11 protein-coding genes are annotated in these 10,851 nt (G+C 55.3%); 8 read left to right on the top strand and 3 right to left on the bottom strand.

Annotation, left to right across the window (positions count from 1 at the left end; genetic code table 11):
• Positions 1-74 precede the first annotated feature (74 nt).
• The 8 genes from DAQ1742_RS19605 (at position 75) to DAQ1742_RS19640 (ending at position 7,220) form a co-directional block, all read left to right on the top strand.
• Positions 75-506, top strand: a complete 432-nt coding sequence (locus DAQ1742_RS19605) for a VOC family protein (protein ID WP_035339035.1) — start codon at positions 75-77, stop codon at positions 504-506.
• A complete protein-coding gene (locus tag DAQ1742_RS19610) occupies positions 503-1,636 on the top strand; it encodes an acyl-CoA dehydrogenase family protein (protein WP_035339033.1) in 1,134 nt (377 codons plus the stop codon). Before DAQ1742_RS19605 ends, DAQ1742_RS19610 begins: the two co-directional genes overlap by 4 nt.
• Position 1,637: 1 nt before the next feature.
• Positions 1,638-2,165: a hypothetical protein gene (locus tag DAQ1742_RS19615; protein WP_232046565.1), complete on the top strand. Its 528-nt coding sequence runs from the start codon at positions 1,638-1,640 to the stop codon at positions 2,163-2,165.
• A 73-nt stretch (positions 2,166-2,238) separates the two neighbouring features.
• A complete protein-coding gene (locus tag DAQ1742_RS19620; RefSeq protein WP_035339031.1) occupies positions 2,239-3,162 on the top strand; it encodes a 3-oxoacyl-[acyl-carrier-protein] synthase III C-terminal domain-containing protein in 924 nt (307 codons plus the stop codon).
• A 202-nt stretch (positions 3,163-3,364) separates the two neighbouring features.
• A complete protein-coding gene (locus DAQ1742_RS19625) occupies positions 3,365-4,501 on the top strand; it encodes an acyl-CoA dehydrogenase family protein (RefSeq protein ID WP_035339029.1) in 1,137 nt (378 codons plus the stop codon).
• A complete protein-coding gene (locus DAQ1742_RS19630; protein ID WP_035339028.1) occupies positions 4,485-5,345 on the top strand; it encodes a hypothetical protein in 861 nt (286 codons plus the stop codon). The genes DAQ1742_RS19625 and DAQ1742_RS19630 overlap by 17 nt, the downstream gene beginning before the upstream one ends.
• Entirely contained in the window at positions 5,346-6,311 is a 966-nt protein-coding gene (locus DAQ1742_RS19635) for a 3-oxoacyl-ACP synthase (protein WP_035339027.1), read from the top strand.
• A gap of 261 nt (positions 6,312-6,572) precedes the next feature.
• Positions 6,573-7,220: a GIN domain-containing protein gene (locus DAQ1742_RS19640; RefSeq protein WP_035339026.1), complete on the top strand. Its 648-nt coding sequence runs from the start codon at positions 6,573-6,575 to the stop codon at positions 7,218-7,220.
• On the opposite strand, the gene DAQ1742_RS19645 is transcribed toward DAQ1742_RS19640, so the two are convergent.
• From DAQ1742_RS19645 to DAQ1742_RS19655, 3 genes are read right to left on the bottom strand one after another with little or no spacing between them, the layout of a single operon-like run.
• Positions 7,217-8,038, bottom strand: coding sequence for a 4'-phosphopantetheinyl transferase family protein (locus DAQ1742_RS19645; RefSeq protein ID WP_035339025.1), 822 nt, complete (start codon positions 8,036-8,038; stop codon positions 7,217-7,219). The genes DAQ1742_RS19640 and DAQ1742_RS19645 overlap by 4 nt on opposite strands.
• Positions 7,995-9,314 (bottom strand): sensor histidine kinase, encoded by a 1,320-nt coding sequence (locus DAQ1742_RS19650; RefSeq protein ID WP_035339023.1) that lies wholly within the window; start codon positions 9,312-9,314, stop codon positions 7,995-7,997. Before DAQ1742_RS19650 ends, DAQ1742_RS19645 begins: the two co-directional genes overlap by 44 nt.
• Positions 9,307-10,707: a sigma-54-dependent transcriptional regulator gene (locus DAQ1742_RS19655; protein ID WP_035339022.1), complete on the bottom strand. Its 1,401-nt coding sequence runs from the start codon at positions 10,705-10,707 to the stop codon at positions 9,307-9,309. The genes DAQ1742_RS19650 and DAQ1742_RS19655 overlap by 8 nt, the downstream gene beginning before the upstream one ends.
• Positions 10,708-10,851 lie beyond the last annotated feature (144 nt).

Genomic DNA, 10,851 nt, shown 5'->3' on the forward strand with positions numbered 1-10,851 from the left:
ACCTGCAAGCAGGCATAAAAAAAAACACCGGGTATCGGTAGTCTGTCATAAAGGATAATGACGGGGGAAAAGTCGTGAAATTCAGCCATCTTGGATATATCGTCAGGAATAGCGATACCACCATTGCAGCAATGGCCACCTTCTTCCCCCACATCGCCGTGCACCGTAAAAAAGTGACCGCCCAGCAAATTTATGTCACCTTCATGAATACCGCCGATGGCGATATGCAAATAGAGCTGGTCGAACCCCTGCCAGAAAACCGGCTGTTAAACGGCCTGCTGGAAAAAGAGAACAAAGCCTGCCTGCCTTACCATATCTGTTTTGAAGTCAGTGACTTTGAACAAAAGTATCAGCAACTGCGTGCAGAAGGCTGGCTGGCGTTAACGCGCCCGTTCCATGCCTACCCGCAAGGCCCGCTGGCCAGCCATTTGTATAAACCCGAGGCCGGTATCATGGAGATTATGTCTGGCAGCACCCAACTGATTGCGTTGGGAGAAACCGCATGAATGACACTGAACGTTTTCTGCTGCCGCTCAAACAGCTCATTGAAGATACCCTGCATGAAGGGCGTCATTTAGGCGGGCAAATTGATATCGACCCGGACAAAGCACGCATCACCGCGCAATACTCGCTCGCCCCAATGCTCAACACCCTCGGTGTGCCCGCTGATTTTCAGCCGGTCAGTTGGCTGACGGAACATGACACCGCGCTCAGGGCGCTGCCACTGCCGTTACGCTGTGAGCTGTATGAATCCTTCGGCTATATTGACCCCAATTTACTGTTTGCCGCGCCGGGGCCGGGTATGGCGGCGCTGGTCGTGGAAAACATGGGCACACAGGCGCAACAGGAAGCGTTCTTCACCGCATTTAAACGGGAGCTCACCTGGAGCAGTTTTGCCATGACGGAGCCGGAGGCCGGCAGCGATGCCCAGCATATCCAAACCCATGCGGTGAAAACCGATGGCGGCTGGCTTATCAACGGTGAGAAATATTTGATAGGTAATGGCGTCGTGGCGGACATCGGCGTGGTTTTTGCGCGCACGGCCCCCGGCCCATTGGGCATCAACGTGTTTATCTTCTCGCCACGCCACGATGAGGGGGTAGAGGCCGAGCGCATCCCGATACACGGTGTGCCCGGTTGTAATGTGTCGCACCTGCGTTTTCGTAATCTGTTCGTGCCAGATAACGCCCTGCTGGGGCAACACCTGAAACCCACCGAGCGCTTTGCCCGCTCGGCGATGGTCACATTTGATTCACTGCGCCCGTGCGTCGGGGCGATCGCGCTGGGCGTTGCCCGTGCTGCACTGGATTTATCACTGCAACAGCGCTGGGCAACCCCACGCAGCCAGTGGCGGCAAAAAGCGCAACGTCAGTTGCAGGCGGCACTGGCTCAGGCCCGGTTTATCTGTGAACGCATTGAACGAGGCGAGCCGTGCGGGCGCGAAGCCGGGCTGGCCAAAATTACCGCCACCCGGGTCGCAGAGCAGGTGGTGCTCAATGTCGTGCACCACGCGCCACCCGCCGCGCTGGCGCAATACCCTCGCCTTGCCAAAGCCTTACGGGATGTCAAGGCACTGGAATACACCGAAGGCACGACCTTTATCCATCTGCTCAATCACGGTTATCGGGGAGCGTAGCGTGGCGGTGCAGGTTATCGACAGCATACTGTCTGCCGTCGGGAGCACGGTTATACAGGAAACCGGCACGCTGAGCGTCGCCACACAGGTGCGCAGACTGACCCCGGCACAAGCGACGCAGTTAAGCCCGTGGCTGAGGCTAAACCAGCTTGATGTAAACCTCCCCTGGTTTATTCACTCGCCCTGTCAACACGATGCCACGGGCCTGCATGCCGCTCAGGTCATTACGCTTTGCCGCCGGTTTTGTGAAATACACCCTCGTGCAACCTTGCTTTACGAGTATTGCGGCGTGCCTTATCAGTTCCGCACGCCGTTACTGCAAAGCTTGCTCTATGCTGCGCCGGGTTTTCAGCACAGCCAGGGGATGAAGGCGCAAGGTGCTGCGCTGTCTGCCCACTCGCTCGCCAGTACGTTACTCGACGACGACAATGCCGTGCTGTATCTGCACGATCCCCTCGTGCGCATTAGCGCAAACGAAGATGCCGTACCGGTGCTATACCGCTACGCTACGTTGCGCCGGAGGTTGTGATGCCACTGAGTGCCTTGGCGTCTCGCGCCAGAGTGACAGCGATCCCGCGTTTACCCCCGCCAGGAGTGTACTCATGCTAGGACACCTTGAGGCGATTGAGGTCTCATTTCCCCCCGTCGTCCAGTCACTCAGCGAGGTTGCCGGGGAAGTTGGCCTCAACCCGCTGGATATCCGCATGTTCGAGCGCTTTTATGGCTTACGCCGCTTCCACGGTGGCCCCGGTACGCTCGACGATTTGCTCACACCGGTGATAGTGCAAATGCAGGCCAGCCAGCCCCAGGCGTTTGCGGCCATCAGTCACGTTGTGCATTGCCACACGGTGCCGGGCGTGCGCGTGTTTGAGCACGCCAGCCATTCGCCCGCCTGGCTCAGCCATTTTCCCGCGCATGTCGAATTCGCCAGCCTGACCATGGGGCACTGCGCAACGCCGCTGACCGCAGCCGACTGGCTGCTCAAACAGCTTGCCCCAGATGAATTCGGCCTGATGCTCATCGGCGAAAAAGCGTTTCATCCACGCGTTAAACTGATTCGTGACACCACCTTGATGGGGGAAGCGGCCTGCGCCGTTTTGCTCAGTCGTCGCGGGCGCGGCCCGGCGATTCTGAGCCGTTATACCGGGCAGGATGGCCGCTTTAGTGTACAGACCGGCTTCGATGCCGATGAAACCTCCGACTTTGGTCAGCACTATATTGATTTTACCCGCCAGCATCTCTATGCCGCGCTGGATAAAGCAGGTCTTAACATTCGTGAACTGGACTGGATAGCGCCACACAATGTCAATCGGTCATCGTGGCATCGGCTGGCACAGCTGCTGCCGTTTCCACGCGAGCGCATTTTTCTGGATAACATTTCTGTTTACGGCCATTGTTTCGGCGCAGACCCCTTCATCAACCTGCGTCAGTTGCAGCAACAACAGGCGCTCCACACTGGCGACAAGGTGCTGTTAGTCAGCGTTGGGCTGGGGGCGACGTACTCGTCATTATTGGTTCAGATTTAGCGCCAGCGCCCCCTGGTGTGGCATTGAGATGCAATATCGGGCAATACAGCGGCGTAATTCCCGATAAGGTAATTCGCAACAGGGTAAATAGTTAGTGAGCTACACAGTTAATAGTATTCATTATTAATCATAGAGATATTAAATAAAATAGATCGTCAGCACCGTGGTATGACGCCCCTTTATCTGACAGGCAGGACTACACATGAAAGCTCTTACGTTCAGTAATGTATTAAAGGAATTAGACGCGCTGGGCGAAAAACTGCGGCGCGCGGCCAGTGAAGCGGAATCAGACCGTGCCCGGGCATTGTCCTGCCTGGAAGATGAGTTGCTTTACACCATTGCCTATATCGGTATTCCGCCACAGTTTATTCCATTTAAAGGATGGGACTATCTGGCCTGTCACTACAGTGACCACATCAGTATGCTGGAATATTTAAGCCGTTTTGACGCCAGCGGCCTGATGATGTTGCCAGGCGCATCGCTGTCGGCACGGGCAGTGACCACACTCGGTACACCGGAGCAGCAGGCGTTCTTTTTCTCGCGCTTTAATCAGCCCCCCAACTGGGCCTTTTTCGCCGTCACCGAACCGGAGTTTGGCTCAGATACCCAGGCCATCATCTCCTCACTGACACGAACAGAAACCGGGTATCGGCTGAATGCGCATAAAAAATTCATCGGCGGCGCGCAACTGGCCTCGGTGGGTCTGGTGTTTGCACGCGAAGGCAACATACAGCGTCTGGTGATGGTCGAGCCACAGCAGGCCGCCGATCGGATGACCATCACCCCGCTGGAGCAGTTTGGTTTACAAGGCTCCAATCTCACGGAAATCGCCATCAATGATCTACCGGTGATGCCAGAGCAGATTTTGGGTTACGAACGTAAAGGGCTTAATCAGGGTTTGAATGCGCTGGGGCAGGTGTTTGAGCGCCATCGCCCGATGGTCGGTGCCATGGCGTTGGGCACCGCTTACGGCCTGCTGCGCGTGCTGGATAACAGTGCACTCAATAGCGATGACCAGCGCTGGCGCGCTCAGCAATGGCGCACCTATCATCTGCTGCGCCAACAGCTGGATAACATTGCAATGCGTTACCAAGCCGGTCAGTCGCAATATCACACCACCAGCCAGTTAAAGCGCCGCTGCACGCTATTTGTTGAAACGCTGGCGCACCGTATGCCGCATATGTTAAGTGAACAGGCCTGGCTTGAGGATGCCGCACTGCGCCGCCGCTGCCGTGATGCGATGGCGTTTGAGTACATGGAAGGTACTGCCCATATCCACCTGATGAACAGCTTTCGCTGCTACACCGCCAGGGGAGGCGTCTGTGCCCACGTATCTTGACCCGCGGTTAATTCTGCATCGCCATTTTCCGCTGCCCGATGTGCTGCCCCACCATGAGGTGACGCCAGCGCAGGAGTATTACTGGCATGATTACACCACCAGACTGTTTGCCAGCAACGGGCTGCGCTGGCAGGAACAGTTGGTCAACCCACAGCAATATGCCAAGGTCGTTAGCAATTTAACCTCTTTTATCAATATGATAGGGAATCTCCTGCCGGAGTATCAGGCCGGTAATGACACCGCCCATATCGACAGTGTTTTAATGGCACACTGGACACCGGACGTGCACCTTGGCAGTTCAGTGGTGAACTATGTGATTGAGTCGCTCAAGCTTCCCGCGTGTCTGGCCCTGACGATAAGCGATCGCGGGCCGGATGCAGCGCTGTTTGCCTTTTCCAGCATCGCAAACTGCCAGCAAGACGACGATCACGACGCCTTGCTGTTAATCGCCGATCAACGCCACCTGTTGTATCGCTCTGCGCTGATGACATCACTCGACCCACAAAGTAACGCCTGCCTGTTCTCTGTCAGCGGGCATGAACAGCCTTTACGTTATCAAGGGTTCTGCCGTCAGGCACAGCCCGACACCGCATCCCTGACGCCCGCCGTGCAGCGGCTATCACACCATTTTTCGCTACGCACACACCGGTTGTGCGTGATTGCCGAGCCTCTGTTACTGGCCGGTCTGCCCGCCTCAATCACCCCCATCGCCACCAATCCACGGCTGGTTTGTGCCGCCCCGTTCGTGGCGCTGGCAGAGCATTATCAACCCGGTCAGGACTATTTGTTACTGGTCCAACACCAGCAACACCTGAGCGCACTGGCGCTGCGGGGGCTAGCATAAATGCGCCTGACTCATGTCGTCACCTGGGTGCCGGAACCGCGTTTGTCTGCTCAGGAGATCATTGGTGCCGCCGGAGCCAGTGCCTCTGAAGCACGGATTTTCTCGCAATTGTTTGGTTTTCAGCAGGTTGCCGTACTTGATGCTAACCTGACGCTGACGGCGGTATTCTCCCGGCTGCTAACGCAGTTACAGCAACACTCGCCCCGGCCGCAACAACCGGTTGATGCCCTTATCTACGCGCACGGTATGCCCGTGCAGTACGCCACCTCATCCGACTGGCTGACGCAGCTTGGACGCACTCATCCTTTTGTCGATTCACTCGCGCCGTGCTACGAGCTGGACCAACAAAATTGTGCCACGCTGTTTTGGGCACTGGCGCTGGCACAACGCTTACTGGCACAGCAAAAGGCCGCGAGGGTGGCCATCATCGCGGGTGACACGTTCGCAGCCTATCCCGTGCAAGAGCGCTATGTTCCAGGGTGCTCGCTGGCCGGTGATGCATTTGCCGCATTACTGCTTGAGGAACATACCGATGGATTGCAGTTGGGGCCGGTCTTCATGGATCAAAGAATGGAATTCCATGAAGGGCTCTATGGTGATACTCAGGCACTCAAAGCGTTTTATCAGGCACATGATGACATGGTTAATACCGCACTGTGGGGAGCATTAGCACCACACACCGACATCGCGCGCCACCAGATCCATCTGCTCCCTCATAATGTTAACCGGTTAAGCTGGCTCAACTATTCCCGGCGGCATCAGCATCCGCTGGAAAATATTTCGCTGGGCCTGATGCCAGATATCGGCCACTGCTATACCGTTGATCCACTGCTGTTACTCCCGGCGGCTCTGCCAGCCATCCGCAAAGGTCAACCTCATGTGATGCTCTCTGTCGGGCTGGGAGCCTGGATCGGCAGTTGTCGGATAAGCGATAACGGGCCGCCGGTTGACCGCCGTTCTCTCTAAAAATATTTGTTAAATGTTATTTACCAGAGCAATGCTCAATTTCAGACAACAATGGATAATTACGCTGTGCATAATAGCAATCAGGGAAGGCTTTCGCGGGCTGCCTGCAAAGCGACAGGGACGTAACTGAACCACCCATCTGAAACCACGGAAGACCCCTCAGATGGATTCGGCCAGGCAAGGACCCGACTGGCCGCTGGTTCCTCCTGACACCGGATGTCAGGCTGACATGACAGGGATAAAGGAAAAAGGAGTAGAGGAATGAGAGCGTTGCTTTGTTCCGCGCTGGTGCTGCTGCCATTGACGGTCGCCTGTTCACCAACGAATCAGCAAAATGTGGATTTGCCCTCCTTTACGACACTGGATGTCAGCCGAGGCTTAAGCGTCACTCTGGTTTGCGGCAAGGGAAACCGCGTGGAGGCCAGCGCCAGACAGGATGTACTGGAAAAGCTGGTCATCCGCCCCCAGGGACAAAGCCTGGTGATTGAAAATCAGTCCAGTGATGACAGCATCCTGCGTAGTCACAGCGCCGATGTCACCATCACGGTGGATGCCCCCATCAATACCCTGATAGCGCAAGCAGGCGTCAAAGTCACCGTCCCTGCCTGTGCCGTCTCGCCAGAAAAATTTACCGTCAATGGCAGTATGGGCACAGCCATTCATGTGGCGGGTAAAACGCAGCAACTTGATCTGTCGCTGGCTATGGGGGCGTCTTTTAATACCGACGAAACCGCCTTCTCGGCACAGAGCGCCGTGGTCAACATCGCCATGGGAGTGGACGCCCGGCTGTGTCAGGTCGAACAACTCAGCGGTACGCTCACCACCGGAGCCCGCGTGCGCGTCGGGCCACAAACGCGTGTTCAGACCAGCAGCAGCATTGCCAGCCTGATAGAGCGCTCAGGCTGCTAACTGGCACCGGTGGCGTCCTGTACCATCACGATGTGCCATCGTGCCGGTGACGGCCTGTTCTGCCCGAGCAGGCAGCACGTCAGGGCCACAGGCACGGATGGCTCTGGCATGTTTCCACCCGCCACTGACGGGTTAGGCAACACCGCATCAAACGACTCACCTATCCCCCAGGGATGAACCCACCGACTGGCCAGCACACTCTCAACCCGTTCTCCCTGTTCCCACACACCTAACTCACCCTGATGGTCACTCAGGCAGCTAAACGAGGCGAGAGGTTTACGCAACCCCATCCCCAACGCTTTGAGATAGGCCTCTTTGTGGCTCCAGAGTTGAATAAACGCAGGCAAAAATGCGCTGTCATCCAGCGTCGCCAGCCAGCGCCACTCATCCGGGTGAAAAAAGCGTTGGGCAATGGCTCGCTTACGTTCAACCTGTCCCTGACAACGCTCAACATCCACCCCAACCGGACAGCCCTCAGCAAAAGCAAACGCCAGTGCCCCCTGGGTATGCGACAGGTTAAACCGAATATCCGGGTAGTGGGGTAAAAATGGCTTTCCGTAATCATCGCGGGAAATAATCAGCGACTGGGGCGGCTGTTGGCATAAGGGAGCCAGCAGCCACAACAACAGCCCATGCGCCAGTTCACGCAAGGTCAGCGGTGCGCCTTCAGGCCGTTGTAACGCGGCCCGCGCACGCTGAGCCATCTGCGGCTGCGAAAGCTGTAATTCAGAGATAACGATGCAGTGCACATCGCGCCATCTGCGTGCCGTCAGCTCATCCCAGTGGCAAGAAGATATTAACGACGCACCCTTCGGCATCTTTACGGTTCTCCAGCGTCAGGTGCCCGTCATGCCCTTCAACAATCTGGCGACACAGAATAAGGCCAATACCACTGCCGTGCGTTTTGGTGGTATAAAACGGCACAAACAGGTTCTCAATATTTGCCACCCCTTTGCCTTGATCGATAATTTCAAGATGCAGTTGGCGAGCCATCACCTTCCAGCGTAACAGGATCTCACCGCCGCCGGGCTCCATGGCTTCATCGGCATTCTTGAGCAAATTAATCAACATTTGCTGCATCTGATTGGCATCAAGCGGCACTACCAGCGGCGACTCACCATAAAAAACCAACTGGCGCTGCGGGAACAGCGAAGCCATTTGCATAATCAGCCCGGTAATATCGCAAGGTTGCTTGTTCGCAGGCGGCAGCCGGTTTAACTGGCGATAACTGCCGACAAACGTAATCAGTTCACGGGCGCGGTTATTGATAATTTCCATGCCGTTAATCAAATCTGCCGCCGCCGGATGCTGGTTATCCTTACGGAACACATGCAATAAGGTCTGACTGAGCGAAGCGATGGGTGTGAGCGAGTTATTGATTTCGTGGCTAATCACCCGCAACAGGTTTTGCCAGGTTTTCTGCTCCTCGTTGCGTAACAACTTGCTGACATCGCTGATAAACAGCAGGTGATTTTGCCGCCCGTCTTCGATAAATGAGTCGTGACGAATCTGGAACATGCCGCGCGTACCGGGAAAACGCCAGTCAACCGGCTCGGCACCGGATGCTTGCTGCAACAACCCCTCCAGGCCAAATTCCGCCGCCGGTTGCCCGACCAGCAGCGACAGCGGTTTATTCACCAGTGCCGCCGCTGCCTCGTTACACCAGATGATATGCCGCTGTGCGTCCAGCGCGAACACACTGATATTGATGTTGGAAATCACCTTGTGCAGCACATAATAAGTTTCTTTCTGCTGCTGGCGACTGCGCGCCATCGCACCGGAAAGCTGGTTAATTTGGCGGATCAGGTTATCAAACGCCCCTTTGCCTTTCGTCACACCGCGCAGGCTGAAGTTCTCCTGCTCCAGCGCTTCCAACAGGTTAGAAACGACGTGAATTTTCGCGTTGAGCCGCTCGGAAAACGTAAAGCTACTGTAGATAAGGCACAGAAAAATAATAAATACCGTCAGTAGCTTCAGGTATACCGACTGATCGGGAAATAACCAGAGCAATAAATACCCCAGCAAACCCGCGATCGCCGCAACATTGAATGACAACAGGTGAGGTGGCTCAAAAGAGGAGTCGAGTTTACTCATGGTTAATCTTGTATTTTTCCAGTCGTCGGTAAAACGCGCTGCGGCTCAGTCCCAGCGAATGGGCGGCTTTGATAGCATTACCATCAAACTTCGCCATACGCTGGCACAATAGTCGCTCTTCAATATCAGCAAGCGTTGCATCAGCCGACAGCGCCAGTTCCGTCGTCGCCACTTTGGGTGATGCCGTCGGCAGCGAGGGAAAGATGTCATCACTGTTTAAGCGCGCGGAGCCACACAGCAGCACCGCTCTCTCCAGCAGGTGGCTGAGTTCACGAATATTTCCCGGCCAGTGATAGCCATACAAAGCAGACTGCCCCGACGCACTGAGCACCGGTGCCGGTTTATTGTATTTTTTGGCATACCGGTCAATGAAGTTCAACGCCAGCGGCAGAATATCCTCTCGCCGCTCCGCCAGTGAGGGTACCCGCAATTCGATGGTATTAAGCCGGTAGTACAAATCTTGCCGAAAAGCCCCTTCTGCCACTCTGGCCGACAATTCGGCATTGGTGGCGGCAATAATACGGCAGTGGGTTTTCAGCGTACGTGATGACCCGACACGCTCAAAGCTGCGTTCTTCTAAAATCCGCAGTAGCTTACTTTGCTGGCTCAGTGGCAGATTGCCAATTTCATCAAGAAATAACGTTCCCTTATCAGCCAGCTCAAAGCGCCCAACCCGGCTTTCCCGCGCATCGGTAAATGCGCCTTTGACATGACCAAACATCTCACTTTCAAACAAATTCTCGTTGATACACCCCATATTCACCGACACCATGCTCTCCTCACGGCGCGGCGAGAACTGATGAATGATACGTGCCAGCAGGCTTTTTCCCGTACCATTCTCACCAAGAATAAGAATATTGGTTTCCGTGGCGGCAACCTGCTCGACAATACGCATCAACTGTTTCATCGGTGCGGATTCCACCACCCACTCACCGTTGAAGGTATCTTCCAGCTCCAGCTTAAGCAGCGTATTTTCCTCTTTTAGCCGTTTGCCAGAACGCTGGCTACGGCTAAACGAGATTTGCTGACGAATCACATTCAGTAACCGCTCGTTGTCCCAGGGTTTCTGAATAAAATCCACTGCGCCGGCCCGCATTGCGCTGACGGCAATATCAACGCTTCCCCAGCCAGTCATCGCCACCACCGGCAGGTATTCGTCGTAGCGTTTAATGTCCTCCAGCAGCAGTAACCCCTCCTGACCCGACGTGGTATCACGCTGGTAATTCATATCCATCAGAATCAAATCAAAATCATGCTGGGATAACTGAACAGGAACCTGATCAACTGAAGAAGAGAGCGTCACCTGATACCCTTCCATGGACAGCAACATCTGTAGGCTGGCCAGAATGTGTGCGTCATCATCGACAATGAGGATATGCTGCTTATCCGTCATGTGGGTCCTTAATTGCGCTGATTCATACTGACTGTTATGCCAAGGCATGCCTGAGCTGAACACATCAGCCACAGGCTTCTTATAGCATAATCGATTCGTGGTAACAGTTAACGGCACGGCAGCGGGAAACTGGAACGTCTGACG

Source organism: Dickeya aquatica (genome assembly GCF_900095885.1).
GTDB classification, from domain to species: Bacteria; Pseudomonadota; Gammaproteobacteria; order Enterobacterales; family Enterobacteriaceae; genus Dickeya; species Dickeya aquatica.

Bases quoted from the DNA above. Each gene is read 5' to 3' on its own strand.
- DAQ1742_RS19610 (WP_035339033.1), top strand. From the start codon at position 503: ATGAATGACACTGAACGTTTTCTGCTGCCGCTCAAACAGCTCATTGAA.
- DAQ1742_RS19620 (WP_035339031.1), top strand. From the start codon at position 2,239: ATGCTAGGACACCTTGAGGCGATTGAGGTCTCATTTCCCCCCGTCGTC.
- DAQ1742_RS19625 (WP_035339029.1), top strand. From the start codon at position 3,365: ATGAAAGCTCTTACGTTCAGTAATGTATTAAAGGAATTAGACGCGCTG.
- DAQ1742_RS19635 (WP_035339027.1), top strand. From the start codon at position 5,346: ATGCGCCTGACTCATGTCGTCACCTGGGTGCCGGAACCGCGTTTGTCT.
- DAQ1742_RS19640 (WP_035339026.1), top strand. From the start codon at position 6,573: ATGAGAGCGTTGCTTTGTTCCGCGCTGGTGCTGCTGCCATTGACGGTC.
- DAQ1742_RS19645 (WP_035339025.1), bottom strand. From the start codon at position 8,038: ATGCCGAAGGGTGCGTCGTTAATATCTTCTTGCCACTGGGATGAGCTG.
- DAQ1742_RS19650 (WP_035339023.1), bottom strand. From the start codon at position 9,314: ATGAGTAAACTCGACTCCTCTTTTGAGCCACCTCACCTGTTGTCATTC.
- DAQ1742_RS19655 (WP_035339022.1), bottom strand. From the start codon at position 10,707: ATGACGGATAAGCAGCATATCCTCATTGTCGATGATGACGCACACATT.